This window comes from Corallococcus aberystwythensis (assembly GCF_003612165.1).
Taxonomy (GTDB): Bacteria; Myxococcota; Myxococcia; order Myxococcales; family Myxococcaceae; genus Corallococcus; species Corallococcus aberystwythensis.
Genome location: NZ_RAWK01000254.1, coordinates 1 through 14,464, shown reverse-complemented (window position 1 = coordinate 14,464; position 14,464 = coordinate 1). Strand labels below are relative to the sequence as shown.

Below are 14,464 nucleotides of genomic sequence, written 5' to 3'. Positions count from 1 at the left end.
GTGGCGGGCATGGAGCTCTTGCGCCGCGGGCGGGTGGATACGCGGGGGCTTCCGCTGGCGGACGCGAAGGGCATGGGGCTGGTGGAGTACGGCGCGCTGACGTTCGGCGGCTGGGACCTGTTCGACGACGACCTCGCGAGCGCCGCGCGCAACCACGCGGTGCTGACGGAGGCGCAGCTGGAGGCGGTGGCGCCCACGCTGGCCCGCATGCGGCCGTGGCCCGCGGCCTCCAACGCGAGGTTCTGCAAGAACGTCGTGGGCACCGCGACGAAGAAGGCGCGCGGCTTGCGCGAGCAGGTGCAGGCCATCCGCGAGGACCTCATCCGCTTCAAGGAGCATGAGAAGCTGGACCGCGTGGTGGTGGTGAACCTGGCCTCCACGGAGAAGAGCGTGGACCTCACCCGTCCGGAGTTCGCCACGCCGGAGGCCTTCGAGAAGGCCATCGACGCGAACGACCCGGACATCGGCCCCGCGATGCTCTACGCGTACGCGGCCATCGTGGACGGCATCCCGTTCGCCAACTTCACACCCAGCGTCGCCGCGGACGTGCCCGCGCTGCTCATGCTGGCGAAGCGCACCGGCGCGCCTGTCGCCGGCAAGGACGGCAAGACGGGGCAGACGCTGCTCAAGACGGTGCTCGCGCCCGCGCTGCGCGACCGCGCCCTGCACGTGGAGGGCTGGTACTCCACCAACATCCTGGGCAACCGCGACGGTGAGGCCCTCAACGACCCGGCGTCGAGGCAGAACAAGCTCGACACCAAGGGCGCCGCGCTGGACAGCATCCTTGGCTACAAGGTCCAGGACCACGTCGTCTCCATCCAGTACTACCGCCCGCGCGGGGACAACAAGGAGGCCTGGGACAACATCGACGTGACGGGCTTCCTGGGGCAGCCCATGCAGCTGAAGCTCAACTTCCTCTGCAAGGACTCCATCCTCGCCGCGCCGCTCGTCGTGGAGCTGGCGCGCACGCTGGACCTGGCCAGGCGCCGGGGGGAGGGCGGCGTCATCGACGCGCTGGGCTGCTTCTTCAAGGCCCCCATGTCGCAGGACGGGGAGCCCGTGGAGCACGCCATGCCGGAGCAGCAGCGCCGCCTGATGGCGTGGCTGTCCAAGGGCCGCGTGCCGCAGGCGGAGCGCACCCCGGAACGCATCAGGGGCTGACCGCCATGAACGCACCCGCGCGTGAAGCAGCGGCCCCGGGCCGCCTGGCGGAGCTCCGTCCGCTCCTGTCGGAGCTGATGGACCTCAAGCGCATCCGCACCCCGGACCATCCGGACGGCCTGGCGGCGCACGGCTTCCGCCGCGCGTGGGCCGCGCTGGCCTCCGGCATGGAGCCTGGCCTCGTGGCGCTCCAGGAGACGGCGCGCGCGGTGGTGGCGGTGCGGCTGGGCGGCCTGGACAGGGACGCGCTCCAGCGGGCGGGGCTGTCCCCGCTGGATGCGACGCGGGTGCTGGGCCGGGGCCTGGAGGCGGTGGCCGGGCCGCTGGACCCCGGCCTGCGGGAGCGGCTGGCCGTGGCGCTGACCCAGACTCAAGATGAGGCGTGTCACGCGCCGCCGCCCCTGTTCGTGGAGCGGCTGGTGCATCAACCCCGCGCCGGGGCCACGTTCCCCGGCAGGGCGCGAATCATCGTGTCACCGCAGGAGGGCCACGCGGACCACTGCTACGCGGTGGCGGTGGCGGCGGTGCTCGTCGCGCCCCGCTTCGGCGCTTCTGCCGCCCTGCCCTTCGTGGCGGGGCTGTCGCATCACCTCTTCAACGCGATGCTGCCGGACGCGGGCTACGGCGGAGAGGCGCTGCTGGGAGACCTGCTGGAGCCCGTCATGAAGCGCCTCACGGACAAGGTCCTGGCCACGCTGCCGGGGCGGCTGGCGGGCGTCGTGCGGCAGGCGCTGGCGCTCACCGGCAACGTGGACTCGGCGGAGGCGCGAGCCTTCAACGCCGCGGACGCGCTGGACCGGGTGCTGGAGCTGGAGGCCCACGCCCGCGCGGCGGGCTTCACCCTGCGCCAGGCGATGGAGGACCTGGAGCTGATCCACCCGGGCCCGCTCCAGACGTTCGGCAACGACGTGCTGCGCGAAGCGGCGGTGTGGCCGTGAGCGGGCGGCGGTTCGTGAACCTTCCGGAAGTGAGGCGGTGACCATGTTCGACGCGAAGCCGAGGGCCCGGAAGCTGGGCTGGGCGGTGGTGGGCTGTGGCTGGGTGGCGCGGGACTACGTCATCCCGGCGCTCCAGGGCGCGCGCAACGCGCGGCTGGTGGCGCTGTGCGACGCGAACGCGGAGGCGCTGATGCGCATCCCCGCGGACGACGTGAGCCGCTACACCGAGCTGGGGTCGGTGCTGGCGGACAAGGACGTGCAGGCCGTCTACATCGCCACGCCCAACCACCTGCACGCGGCGATGACGGAGGCGTGCGCGGCGGCGGGCAAGCACGTGCTGTGTGAGAAGCCCATGGCCGTCACGCCGCGGGACGGCCTGCGCATGGTGTCCGCGTGCCAGCGCGCGGGCGTGCACTACGCCACCGCGTTCGACCAGCGCCACCACGCGGCGCACCGCAAGCTGCGCACGCTGGTGAAGGAGGGCGTGCTGGGCACCGTCACCCAGGCGCGCATCCACTACGCCTGCTGGCTGCCCGCGGACTGGACGCCGGACAACTGGCGCATCGACCCGGAGCAGGCCGGCGGCGGCGCGATGATTGACCTGGCGCCGCACGGCCTGGACCTGCTGGAGGTGCTGCTGGGCGACGAATGGGAGTCGCTCACCGCGATGACCCAGCGGCGCGTGCACCGCTACGCCGTGGACGACGGCGCGGTGCTGATGGGCCAGTTCAAGAGCGGCACGCTGGGCCTGTTGCAGGTGGCCTACAACTGCCCGGACGCGTACCCCCGGCGCACGCTGGAGCTCATCGGCACGAGGGCGCGAGCCCTGGCCTGCAAGACGATGGGCCAGACGCCCGGCGGCTCCCTGTCGCTCATCGACGCGAAGACGGGGGAGGAGACATGGGTCCCCCTGTCGCCGGAAGAGGACAAGAGCCCCTTCCTCAACCAGGTGGAGGCCTTCTCCGCGTGCGTGCTGGAGGGCCGTCCGCAGCCGTACGCGCCGGAGCGTGACGTGCGGCTCGTGGGGCTGCTGACGCAGGCGACGCAGGACGGGAAGGCCTATCCGTCATGCCACTGACCCGCTACGCCTGCACCCACTGCGGCACGTGGCAGCCGGGCTTCCCGCGCGAGCCACCCACGGGCTGCCCCACCTGCCTGGACGTGCGCAACGCGCTGCCGCGCGACGGCTGGGACTTCCAGACGGCGGGCCAGGTGTCGGAGCGGCTCTCCACGCGCTGGGAGGAGGCGCTGCCCGGCATCTGGGGCTTCTCCTGCACGCCGTCCTTCGGCCTGGGCTCCACGGGATGGTTCCTGCGCAGGCCCGAGGGCAACGTCGGCTTCGAGGGCGCGCCCTGGTACTCGCGGCCCGCGCTGGAGTTCATCGAGGTGATGGGCGGACTCCAGGTGCTGTCCGCGTCGCACCCGCACGGCTTCGGGGCGCTGTGGCAGCTGCAGGAGCACTTCGACCCGCTGCTCGTCCTGCACCGGGACGCGGTCCAGTACAGCAAGGCCTTCCAGGTGCGCTGGCCGGTGGATGACGAGCACGAACTGGCGCCGGGCCTGACGCTGCACTGCGTGGGTGGCCACTACGAGGGCCAGACGGTGCTGTACGACGCGCGCACGCGCTCGCTGTTCTGCGGCGACACGCTGAAGGTGGACCTGGACGCGCGCGGCAGGCCCACGGGGCTGTCCTGTCACAAGGGCTTCCACTACGCGATTCCGCTGAGTCACGGCGAGCTGCGCCGCTACCGCGCGGTGCTCAAGCAACTGCCGTTCGAGAACGTCTTCACCCCGTTCGAGTTCGCCCGCGGCGTCACCCGCGAGCACGCGCTGGCGCTGTTCGACCGGCTGCTCGCGGGCATGCCGCACACCCGTCCCCTGCCATTGGAGGAATTGTCATGAGCATTGCCCGAGCCCTGGATGCCTATCACCGCGCCGTGTCCACCGGCGCCCTTCAGATGTTCCGCATCGACCCCATCGACCGGCTGGGGATCCCCGTCGCCTCCGCCAGCCTGCGGCTGGGGGACGGTCCCGGCGCCGTGCTGCACGGCAACGGCTACGGCCGCACGGAGGAAGAGGCGCAGGTGGGCGCGATGGGCGAGCTGGTGGAGGAGACCTGCTGCGAGCTCGCGATGCACAAGATGCCGCGCGTGCACGGCAGCTACGCGGCGCTGGTGCGCGCGCGGGGGCCCACGGCGGTGGCGGATCCGCTCACGCTGGGGCTGCCCGCGGGCAGTCCGTATACGCAGGACATGCCGCTGGTCTGGGTGGAGGTGCAGCGGCTGTCCACCGGGGAGCGGGTGCTGGTGCCGGAGGAGTACGTCGCCATCCACCCCGGACAGCTCCAGGGCAAGGCGCCGCTCATCACGCCCATCACCAACGGCCAGGGCGCGGGGCTGACGCGGCCCCAGGCGCTGGCGCACGGCCTGCTGGAGCTCCTCCAGCGCGACGGCAACGGCCTCATGTACCGCGCCATGGACCAGGGCGTGGTGCTGGACCTGCAGGGCGCGGACCTGGCGCCGGACGTGCGCGAGCTCCTGGAGCGCTACCGGAGCGCGGGCGTGGAGGTGATGGCGAAGCTGGCCAGCACGGACTTCGGCATGGTGAACCTGTACGTGGTGGGCCGCGACCTGTCCGTGGGGGACCAGCCCTTGATGGTGACGGCGTGTGGCGAGGCGGCCGACCCGGACCGGGACCGGGCGCTGCGCAAGGCCCTGCTGGAGTACGCCTGTTCGCGCGCGCGCAAGGCCTTCATGCACGGGCCGCTGAACGAGGCCGCCCGGGTGGCGACGCCGGAATACATGGACCGCTTCGTGCCGCAGGTGGACCTGGACGCGGAGGAGCCGCGCGCGCTCAACGCGATGGTGGAGTGGGCGCGCATGCCGGCCGCGGCGCTGCGCGAGTTGACCGCGTGCACGCTGATGGTCCGCCAGCAGGTGCGCTTCGAGACCCTGCCCCGCGCTCCCGCGGTGGAGGACCCCTCGCTGCGGTGCGACCACGTGGCGCGGCAGCTGCACGCGGCGGGCTTCGACATCCTGGTCGCGGACATGTCGCCGCCGGGCCGGCAGGTGCACGTGGTGAAGGCGCTGGTGCCGGGCCTGGAGGTGGAGACGATGACGTACTACCGCGTGGGCGAGCGCAACGTGGCGCGGCTCCTGGAGCGCCGCGACCCGCTGGTGGGCATGGGGGCGCCGCCGCCGGGAGCGGAGCCGGTGCGGCTGACGCCGGAGGCCGAGGAGCGGCTGGGCGGACCGTGCTGGTTCAACGTGCGGCTGGCGGAGGCGCGCGTGGGGCGGCTGTACGCGCTCTACCGGGAGCCGGACCGTCACGCGGTGCCGGCGGTGCTGGCGAGCCGCCGCTTCGGGGGGCAGTGAGCCATGGCGCTGCGCTTCGCGTACAACACCAACGGCGTGTCCAACCACCGCTTCGAGGACGCGCTCGCCCTCATCGCGGACAGCGGCTACGACGGCGTGGCCCTGACGCTGGACCACCACCACTTCGACCCGTTCGCGCCGGACTTCGAGCGGCGCACGGAGCAGCTGGCCGCGCGGCTGGAGCGGCTGGGGCTGGGGCTGGTGGTGGAGACGGGGGCGCGCTTCCTGCTCGACCCACGCCAGAAGCACGAACCCACGCTCATCACCCCGGACGAGGCGGGCCGGGCGAGGCGGCTGGAGTTCCTGAAGCGCGCGGTGGACGTCTGCGCGACGTGCCGGGGGGAGGCGGTGTCCTTCTGGGCGGGCGTGCCCCGTCCTGGCGTGACGGAAGCCGCCGCGTGGCCGTGGCTGGTGGACGGAGTGGCGCGGCTGGCGGAGTACGCGGCGGCGCACAGCGTGGTGCTGGCGATGGAACCCGAGCCGGGGATGCTGGTGGAGACGGTGGACGCCTGGCGCCGGTTGCAGGCCCGGGTGCCCGGCGTGCGGCTGGCATTGGACGTGGGACACCTGCTGGTGACGCAGGAGCGGAAGCCGGCGGAGGCGGTGCGCGAGTTCGCGGCGGTGCTGGGCACGGTGGCGCTGGAGGACATGAAGCGCGGCGTGCATGAGCACCTGCCGTTTGGCGAAGGGGACGTGGACGTGCCGTCGGTCCTGCGCGAGCTGACGCGCGCGGGCTACGACCGGCTGGTGTGCGTGGAGCTGTCCCGGGACGCGCACCGGGCGCACGAACTGGTGCCCCAGGCGCTGGAGTGGCTGCGGGAGCGCCTGCCGGCGGGCGCGGAGGTGGCGGCGTGAACAGGGTGAACGGGCTGCGGATCTGCTTCATCTCGCGGCGCTTCTTCCCGGCCATCTCGGGGATGAGCGTCTATGCGCTGAACCTGGTGCGGGAGCTGGTGGCGTGCGGGCACGACGTGACGATGGTGAGCCAGTACCGCAACGACCCGGCGGGCATGGCGGTGTACGGAGGCGGGCCGCCGCCAGGGATTCCCGGCGCGCACGTGCTGGGCTGCGAGTCCCTGGGCGAGCAGCGCATCAACCAGGGCCAGCCGGCCAGCTTCGAGCAGGACCTGGAGGTGATGGTGGACACGGTGGTGCGCGAGCACCGGCGCCGCCCGTTCGACCTCATCCATGCGCAGTACGGCTACCCGTGTGGCCTGGCCGCGCTGGAAGCGGCCAGGCTCCTGGGCCTGCCCAACATCGTCTCCATCCAGGGAGGGGACGGGCACTGGGTGGGGACGTGCTGCGGGACGCACAAGCAGGCGATGCTCGCGGTGCTGGGCCATGCGGGGGCGCTGCTGATTGGAAGCAGGTCCTTCGCGGAGGAGGTGCGGGCGCACCACGGGACGCCGCTGGAGCGCTTCACCATCGTCCCCGGCGCCACGGACACGCAGCGCTTCCATCCGCGAAGTGAATCAGCGCTGGGTGCGCTGCGGGACGTGCCGGTGTGGCTGTACCACGGCCGGGTGGACGCGCGGAAAGGGGTGATGGAGCTGCTGGACGCCGTCCAGCGGCTGGTGGCGGACGGGCGGAGGTTCAAGCTGCGCGTGTCTGGGATTGGACCGGACGTGGAGGCGGTGCGGGCGAGGGTGGCCGCGGAGGGGCTCCAGGGCGTGGTGGAGCTGACGGGGGTGTCCACCTACGCGGAGGCGCCGGACCTGTACCGGAGCGGGGACCTGTTCGTGTCGCCCACGTATTCCGAGGGGTTCTCCAACACGTTGCTGGAGGCGATGGCGTCCGGGCTGCCCATCGTGTCGACGCGAGCGGTGGGCGTGGTGGACTGCCTGGAGGACGGCAGGGACGGGCTGCTGGTGCCCCCGAAGGACAGCGCCGCGCTGGCGGAGGCGATGGGCCGGCTGATGGACGACGCACCGCTGCGCAAGCGATTGGCGGAGACAGCGCTGCGAGAGGTGCGGGAGCTGTACTCGTGGCGGGCGGTGGGGCGGCGGATCCAGGACGTGTACACGGGGCTGACGGGCACGCGGCCGGACACGCGGTGGACGCACCTGTACGACCCGGCGACGACGCAGGAGCGCGCGGACCCCACGTGCCGGTTCCGGACGGCGCCGCACCTCCTATGAGCACGGCCCTGTTCGTGTCGCCGCACCTGGACGACGTGGCGTTCTCCTGCGGCGGCACGTTGGCGGCATTGAAGGCGAAGGGGTGGACGGTGGCGCTCGTCACCGTCTTCACGCGGTCGGTGCCGGAGCCGAGGGGTTTCGCGCTGCAATGCCAGACATCGAAGGGGCTGGGGCCGGAGGTGGACTACATGGCCGTGCGCCGCGAGGAGGACCAGGCCTTCGCGGCGTGCATGGGCGTGGACCAGGTGGTGTGGGGGGGCCTGGAGGAAGCGCCGCACCGGGGCTACGCGAGTCCCGAGGCCCTGTTCCAGCCACCGCGACCGGATGACGGCATCGAAGCGAAGGTGGCGGAGTGTCTGACGCCATTGTTGTGGGAGCTGAAGCCGGACCGGGTCTTCGTGCCGCAGGCCCTGGGAAGCCACGTGGACCACGTGCAGGTGGTGCGGGCGGTGAAGGGGTTGGGCATTCCAGAGAACCAGGTCCTCTACTACCGGGACACGCCCTACGCCGTCCGCCAGCCCAAGGCCCACCCCGACTCCGCCGTGCCGCAGGGCCTGCGTCCCCTGGCAGTGGACATCACGGAGCACCTGCCGAAGAAGGTGGAGGGCTGCGTCCGCTACGGCACGCAGCTGGCGTTCCAGTTCGGAGGCGTGGACGGCCTGACGCGGACACTCACGGCGTTCCACCGGAGGGAAGCGCAGACCCGGGGTCAGCCAGGAGCGGCGGAGGTATTCCTGACGGAATAGTCACAAGGCCCGCAGCAGCCCTGCGGCGTCGAGCACCTGGTGCACCTCCGTCGCCAGCCGGACGTGTTCCGGGTTCGTCACGGTGAACTGTTCCCCGGTAAGGATCACCAGGGTTCCCAGGTCCTCGACGGGCTCGACGCGTACCGGAGCGGGGAGTGAAGGAACCTCTCCCCATTGCCGGGAGAAGTAGGTCATCCAGCCCACGAAGGTGCCCACGTCCCCCGAGGAAGGCGACTTCTGGTCCCGATACTGCTCAGAGGCAACGACGCCCCACGCCGGTTCCCAACAGCGCACCATGGCACGGAGCACCTCGCGCAAGACGGGCATGGTCAGTACGCGTTCAGCCACTTCACCGTGGTGAGGAGGATCGACGACACACACCGAAGTCGGCGCAGCGTCCGCGGAGCCGCAGAAGCCACTGACCGCGGTTGCTTCGTCCCGGGTCGGTCCTCCCGTCCACAACCAATAATGAAAGCCATCGCCGATGCGGTTCTTCTTTCGAGCGAACAACTCCAAGAAGGAGGCTTGGTGGGTCTGAAACCAGCGTGCCTGGGCCCTCTTGAGGGTCCGCCCGGTCTCGTGCCACTGGCGCCACGTCGGTTCAAGGTGGTCCAGGCTTTCAAACAATCTTTCCGCTCTGCGGGCACAAGACGCGTCGGACTCGTGCCGCGCCACCCAGTAAGCCCCGACGTAGTACCTGTCCGACATTTGATCCGCGATGCTCACTGCGAAGGAGGGAGGAAACGCACTTCCACCTTAACGCCTTGCCTCTTGAACAACACACGCAATGCGGCTGCGAATTTCTCCTCGGCAACCACCCATCGAACGGGTGTACCTCCGGCCACCTTGAACTGCCGCCGTGCCTGCTCCACCAGGGGAGTAGCCCCTTCGAAAAACTCCTTCGCACTGAGATCTTTTCCGAAGAACTTCTCGTAACCGAGGCCCTTGGCTTCCAGCAGAACAGGCTCCTCCGGGTCATAGCCGTCGAAGTCGACCTCGTCATCGCCCCGCTTGACCCGGTACGAGGTGCCCTTCGGCGCTCCCGTCACCTGGGCCTGATAGTCGCGAGCGCGGTCGGACATCGACTCATTCACCTGCACCCACTTGCCCGGGCCTCCTGACGGCGTCGGACCCATCGCCGCCATGGACACCGCCGTGGACGCGAGCGTTACCTCCACCACACCGGACACCACCGCCACGGCGCTCACGTCCAGCACGCGCGCCGGGTTGAATCCCACCTGCGCCGTGCCCAGCCGCACCGCCTCCGGGAAGCCCGGCATCAACATGAGCGACGATGACAGCCCCATCGTCACGCCGTGACTCACCAGCATCGTCACCGCGAGCACGAAGGTGCGTGCCACTTCCGGTCCCAGTGCCCGCGCGAACACGTCCGCTGCCTCCTCCAACTCCTGGAACGTCTTCGCCCCGTCCGTCGCCGCCTTCAGCGCACCGCACGCCCGCACCACCGCGAGGAACGACTGCACGCCCACGTACGCCAGGAACACGGCGGCAATCACCGCCGCCACCTTGGTGAACACGGGCTCCGGAGCCGCCGCCAGCACCACCCAGGACACAATCGCTCCCGAGATCACTGACACGAAGAACGCCGGGTTCACCGTGTCCTCCAGCGCCTCACCGATGCTCGCGCGCAAGGGGTCCAGCGACATGCCCACCGCGAGTGTCAGCCGGTCCAGCGCGCCGAAGCCCGCGCCATCCTCCAGCAGGGACAAGCAGTCCCCCGGAGCCTCATGTGCCCGGCACCACCGTCCGTACCGGTCCCGCAGCATGAAGCCCAACCCCCGGTCCAGCTCCGCTCCCCTCCCCGTCGAAGCACGGACGATCCTCGGCGCCCGCACCGTCAGCGGCACGTCCAGCACCAGCCGCGTCAACGCCTCCTCGAACTCCCGAGCGCTGACCGGCACGCGCCGGTCCCAGGTAGCCGGTGCGTACGTCCGTGTCCCCTGCTCCGTGCGCAGCCGCACCGTGGGCCCACTGGCGCAGCCCACCCAGAACACCCACAGCAGCAGCCAGCAGCCAGTCCGGCCCAACGATTTCGTGCCCACCCCGTGTCATCTACACTGAAAGGATGACGTCGATCTCGGATGAGACCCACCAGCGCATCACCAACCTCTGCGCCGAGGGAGACACGGCGGCGGGAGAGGACGACTTCGAGCAGGCCCTGAAACACTTCCAGGCCGCCCTCGCCCTGATTCCCGAACCCACCCGCGACCATCAACAGAACACCTGGGTGCGCGCCGCCATCGGCGACATGTACTTCCAACTGGAGCGCTTCGAGGACTGCCGCGAGCACTTCGTGGAAGCCGTCTACTCCCCGGGAGGGCTCGGCAATCCCTTCATCCACCTGCGGCTCGGCCAGTGCGCCCTGGAGCTGGGAGACGAAGCGCGCGCCGCCGACGAACTGACCCGCGCCTATATGGGCGGCGGCGAGGAGATCTTCGAGAGCGAAGACGCGAAGTACCTGGAGTTCATCCAGCCCCGCCTGCTGCCACCCCAGGAAGACTGAGGGGCCCGGGAACCCAGGCGCCGGACTCCCTGCTCGACCTGGCACCTCACGGGCGCGGGGCATGCACACCCTGAGGCGTGACATCGCTCTCGCGCGGAGGCGCAGATGACACGCCAGCAGCCGAACCCCATGACGACCCCAGCCAAGGCTCCGAGCGCCGTCCGTCCCTTCTTCCCGGAAGGCTTCCGCGAAGGCGACGAGGACGTCAACGGCACGCGGATCCACTTCGTCATCGGCGGCAAGGGCAGTCCCGTCCTGCTGCTGCACGGCTACACGCAGACGCACCTCATGTGGTGGCGCCTGGCGCCGGAGCTCGCGAAGCAGCACACCGTTCTCATCCCGGACCTGAGAGGCGCAGGGGGCTCGGCCGCCCCCGCGCGGGGCTACGACAAGGAGACGATGGCCCGCGACATGCGCGCACTGGTGAAGAAGCTCGGCTTCGAAAAGGTCTCCGTCGTGGGCCACGACATCGGCCTGATGGTCGCCTACGCCTACGCCGCCCACTTCCCCGATGAAGTCGAACGCCTGGCCCTCCTGGACGCGTTCCTGCCGGGAATCGAGCCCTGGTCCGAACAGGTCATGAGCAGCGTGGACGTGTGGCATTTCACCTTCAACGGCCCCACCGCGGAGAAGCTGGTGCAGGGGCGCGAGCGCATCTACTTCGACCATTACTGGACCGACTTCGCCGCCAATCCCCAGGCGGTCAGCGAAGCGGAGCGGCAGGCGTACACGGAGGCCTACGCGGCTCCGGGCAGGCTCCACTCGACGTGGGGCTATTTCCAGACGTTGGAGCAGGACAAGCAGGCGTTCCGGGAGCTGGCCCGGAGCAAGCTCCCCATGCCCGTGATGGTCATTGGCGGTGACAAGTCCATGGGCGAACCGCTCGTCGCGCAGGCGCGTGCGGTGGCGACCCGGGTTGAACCCCACATCCTCCAGGACACCGGCCACTGGGTGACCGAGGAGCGTCCGGAAGAGGTCCGCCAACTGCTCGGCGACTTCCTCCGGGCCTGAAACGCCGGCGAAGCTCCGCGGCCGCCAGCAGGCGTCGCCCGCGCTCCGGACCTTCATGGACCGGAGGGCGCGCCTCGCTAGGCTCCGAAGCCGCCCAGCGCCGTGCGGCTGAAGCTGGCCGCGCCCTGGCTGACGCGCACGGCGGACTGGCTGAACACCTGGAACGCGGCGCGGATCTCCTGGGCGCTCTGGCCCGGCGTGAGGATCCACCGGTCCGCGATGCCCATCTCCTGGAACACGCGCCGGAAGTCCGTCGTCCCATCGTCGATGCCCATCGCCGCGACGATGTGGTTCTCCACCCGGTGCAGGTCCTTCACCAGCGCCGCCACGTCCTTCGCCCGCGCCTTCTGCGAGCCAGCGTCCGCGCCGTCGGTAATCAGCAGCGTCACCGTGCGCACCGGCACCCCGTTGCCGCTGAACTCCTGCGCCTTCGCCAGCACCGTGCCCAGCAGCACCACCGCCTGGTCGTACAGCGGCGTCCCCATGTCCGCCGAGTAGTTCCCCGAGTGCATCCGCACCACGTCCTCCAGTGGCCGGAACGGATTGAGCACATGGCCATTGAGGTAGCGCGTGTGGAACAGCACGCCGTCCTTCTGCTGGCTCGCGAGCAGTGAATCCAGCACCAGGTTGTGACCGTCACACACCGTCTTCGTGTGCCCGGAGTGCGAGATGCTCCCGGAGTCATCTGGCATCACCGTCACCAGCACCACCTCGCTCGCCTGCACGTCGTCCACGTGGATGCCCAGGCCCGCTTGAATCTGGGCCCCCAGGTCCACCACCGTGAGCGTCTGCAACGCCGCGGGGCTGAGGATGCCCTCCGCGTGCGCGTCCTCGAAGAGCTTCGTGACACCCGTCCCGTTCGCCTTGCTCATGTCCGTGTCTCCCTTCGTGTGAGTGCCCAAGCCAGCCGTCAAGCCAGGTGCAGGTCCGGCCAGCTCGCCAACGGATCCGTCGACTTCACCAGGTGCATGCCCGCGTCCGCGAAGCGCTTGAGCGCCGCGTCCGCCTGCGGCGTGAAGTCCGCCGCGAAGCCGCCCTTGCCGTCCGGCACCGTCACCGACGACATGCAGTCCGTTAGCAGGTACACCTTGCGAGCCAGCGCCGCGTCCTGCGCGACAATCTCCCCCAGCAGGTCATCGATGCTGCTCTTCACGCAGTGGCTGGCGGCCTGACCGCCAATCACCACCGCGTCCGACGTGAGCAGCGTCTTCAGGAACTGCGTGTTGCGCTGCGCGAGCGGCTGGCCGTCATGCCGCATCAGCACCTCCGGCCGCATCACCGAGTAGTTCTCCGTCAGCGGGTTGCCGCCCTTCACCTCCACCCACGACTGCATGCCGCGCGCGTACGAGTGGAACAGCCGCGCCTCCTGCACCACGCCCGACAGCGCGTGCCCGTCGCTGCCCAGCAGGCAGTGCGGCGGCCACAGGTAGAGCGTGTACTTCCCCGCGCGCTCCAGTTCCTCGCAGTAGAACTTCACCTGCTTGAGCAGCCACGGGTAGTTGCCGCCGCACAGCCACTTCGCCATCGCGGGGTTCGGGCGCGCCTGGCCGCGCTCAATCTGCTCGCGAGTCACTTCCCGGTACGCCTGGAGCGGCTGGTCGTCCTGGTCCACCCAGAACGACGGGAAGAAGATCTGGTAGGCGAAGTGCGTGTCCAGGGTCGCGGTGACGTTCGTCAGCGTCCCCAGGTTCCGGTAGATGAACTCCGCGATGCGGCGGTTGTCATCAATGGCGCCCCGCCCGCTGCGGCCCCCCACGTACAGCGAGCCATCCGGGAAGCAGAAGTCCTTCTGCACGTCGATGAGCAGCAGGTGCAGGTTGAAGCGGTCCGTGGCCGCCGCCGTCACGCCCTGCGCCGCCTTCCACGCCCCGGCGTCGCGCTGGAGCTTCCCGGCGTTCGGGCCGTAGCCGTACTCCGCCGCATGGTTGGCATTGTAGAGCCCGGGCAGCGGCAGTTCCTTTGCACTCGTCTTCTTCATGTCCATCCCCCTGTCTGTGTTTCAGTTCATTCGCAGCACGGTGAGGTCCTGGGCCCCCACCACCGTCAATCCCTCTCGCGACAGCAAGAGCCCGCAGCCCGCGTCGACAAACGGCTCCGCGTCCGGGAACTCGCGCACCGCCTCCAGCCGCCCCTGCCGGTGCTCCACGCGCGTCAGCCCCGCGTCCGTGGCGCAGAAGAGCGCGCCCCCCACCGCGCACTTCCCGCGCAGCGACCCCAGCCACGAGCCGTCCCCTGCATCAGCCCGGGCGCTCGCGCGCACCGCCCCATCCGCCCTCAGCAGCACCGCGTGGTGCACCGTGCGCCCGCCGATTTCTTCCGCGAGCAGCAGCCACACCGTGTCCCCGTCGAACACGGCCTCGGCGTCCAGCAGTTGCCCGGACGGCCACGGCAGCGCGAGCCCGTCCCGCAGGCCCTTGCGCTCCACGCTGAACAGGAAGGCCCCCCTGAGCCCCGCCGCGCGGTGGAACCCCAGGCCGAACCGGGGCCCCACGAACAGCCGTGTCTGTCCTTGCAGCACGTCGCCCCAACGCTCGGGCCCATACGTGCCGTCCCGCCACAGCCCGCCCCCCAC

Annotated in this window: 14 protein-coding genes and 1 pseudogene; 10 read left to right on the top strand and 5 right to left on the bottom strand. The window is 70.5% G+C overall.

Features of this window, described 5'->3' with window-relative positions; translation table 11 throughout:
- The 8 genes from D7W81_RS32295 to D7W81_RS32260 form a co-directional block, all read left to right on the top strand.
- On the top strand, nucleotides 1-1,161 hold a 1,161-nt coding region (locus D7W81_RS32295), incomplete at its 5' end, for an inositol-3-phosphate synthase (protein WP_120559245.1).
- A 5-nt stretch (nucleotides 1,162-1,166) separates the two neighbouring features.
- A complete protein-coding gene (locus tag D7W81_RS32290) occupies nucleotides 1,167-2,099 on the top strand; it encodes a hypothetical protein (protein WP_120559244.1) in 933 nt (310 codons plus the stop codon).
- Nucleotides 2,100-2,142: 43 nt separating this feature from the next.
- A complete protein-coding gene (locus D7W81_RS32285) occupies nucleotides 2,143-3,177 on the top strand; it encodes a Gfo/Idh/MocA family protein (protein WP_120559251.1) in 1,035 nt (344 codons plus the stop codon).
- A complete protein-coding gene (locus tag D7W81_RS32280) occupies nucleotides 3,168-4,001 on the top strand; it encodes a hypothetical protein (RefSeq protein WP_120559243.1) in 834 nt (277 codons plus the stop codon). Before D7W81_RS32285 ends, D7W81_RS32280 begins: the two co-directional genes overlap by 10 nt.
- Nucleotides 3,998-5,473 (top strand): YcaO-like family protein, encoded by a 1,476-nt coding sequence (locus D7W81_RS32275; RefSeq protein WP_120559242.1) that lies wholly within the window; start codon nucleotides 3,998-4,000, stop codon nucleotides 5,471-5,473. Before D7W81_RS32280 ends, D7W81_RS32275 begins: the two co-directional genes overlap by 4 nt.
- A gap of 3 nt (nucleotides 5,474-5,476) precedes the next feature.
- Nucleotides 5,477-6,328, top strand: coding sequence for a sugar phosphate isomerase/epimerase family protein (locus D7W81_RS32270; protein WP_120559241.1), 852 nt, complete (start codon nucleotides 5,477-5,479; stop codon nucleotides 6,326-6,328).
- On the top strand, nucleotides 6,325-7,611 hold the full coding sequence (locus D7W81_RS32265; protein WP_208721547.1) for a glycosyltransferase family 4 protein: 1,287 nt from the start codon (nucleotides 6,325-6,327) through the stop codon (nucleotides 7,609-7,611). The genes D7W81_RS32270 and D7W81_RS32265 overlap by 4 nt, the downstream gene beginning before the upstream one ends.
- Nucleotides 7,608-8,357, top strand: a complete 750-nt coding sequence (locus tag D7W81_RS32260) for a PIG-L deacetylase family protein (RefSeq protein ID WP_120559240.1) — start codon at nucleotides 7,608-7,610, stop codon at nucleotides 8,355-8,357. The genes D7W81_RS32265 and D7W81_RS32260 overlap by 4 nt, the downstream gene beginning before the upstream one ends.
- Here the strand turns inward: D7W81_RS32260 and D7W81_RS32255 are convergent, their stop codons facing one another.
- Together D7W81_RS32255 and D7W81_RS44240 are read right to left on the bottom strand one after the other, a co-directional pair.
- The gene (locus tag D7W81_RS32255; RefSeq protein WP_120559249.1) at nucleotides 8,358-9,065 is read right to left on the bottom strand and encodes an immunity 52 family protein; all 708 of its coding nucleotides are present in this window, start codon (nucleotides 9,063-9,065) and stop codon (nucleotides 8,358-8,360) included.
- Between the two features lie 14 nt (nucleotides 9,066-9,079).
- Nucleotides 9,080-10,420 (bottom strand): restriction endonuclease fold toxin 5 domain-containing protein, encoded by a 1,341-nt coding sequence (locus D7W81_RS44240; RefSeq protein ID WP_279637865.1) that lies wholly within the window; start codon nucleotides 10,418-10,420, stop codon nucleotides 9,080-9,082.
- A gap of 23 nt (nucleotides 10,421-10,443) precedes the next feature.
- Between D7W81_RS44240 and D7W81_RS32245 the strand changes: the two genes are divergently transcribed.
- Both D7W81_RS32245 and D7W81_RS32240 read left to right on the top strand, forming a co-directional pair.
- Nucleotides 10,444-10,881 (top strand): tetratricopeptide repeat protein, encoded by a 438-nt coding sequence (locus D7W81_RS32245; RefSeq protein ID WP_120559238.1) that lies wholly within the window; start codon nucleotides 10,444-10,446, stop codon nucleotides 10,879-10,881.
- 129 nt (nucleotides 10,882-11,010) lie between these two features.
- Nucleotides 11,011-11,892: an alpha/beta fold hydrolase gene (locus D7W81_RS32240; RefSeq protein WP_120559248.1), complete on the top strand. Its 882-nt coding sequence runs from the start codon at nucleotides 11,011-11,013 to the stop codon at nucleotides 11,890-11,892.
- Nucleotides 11,893-11,969: 77 nt separating this feature from the next.
- Here D7W81_RS32240 and D7W81_RS32235 read toward each other — a convergent pair whose 3' ends face one another.
- From D7W81_RS32235 to D7W81_RS32225, 3 genes and pseudogenes are all read right to left on the bottom strand, one after another.
- The gene (locus tag D7W81_RS32235; protein WP_120559247.1) at nucleotides 11,970-12,764 is read right to left on the bottom strand and encodes a hypothetical protein; all 795 of its coding nucleotides are present in this window, start codon (nucleotides 12,762-12,764) and stop codon (nucleotides 11,970-11,972) included.
- A 38-nt stretch (nucleotides 12,765-12,802) separates the two neighbouring features.
- Nucleotides 12,803-13,870 (bottom strand): cysteine hydrolase family protein, encoded by a 1,068-nt coding sequence (locus tag D7W81_RS32230; RefSeq protein WP_120559246.1) that lies wholly within the window; start codon nucleotides 13,868-13,870, stop codon nucleotides 12,803-12,805.
- Nucleotides 13,871-13,891: 21 nt separating this feature from the next.
- Nucleotides 13,892-14,464 (bottom strand): annotated as a pseudogene (locus tag D7W81_RS32225) (hypothetical protein); the annotation flags it as partial.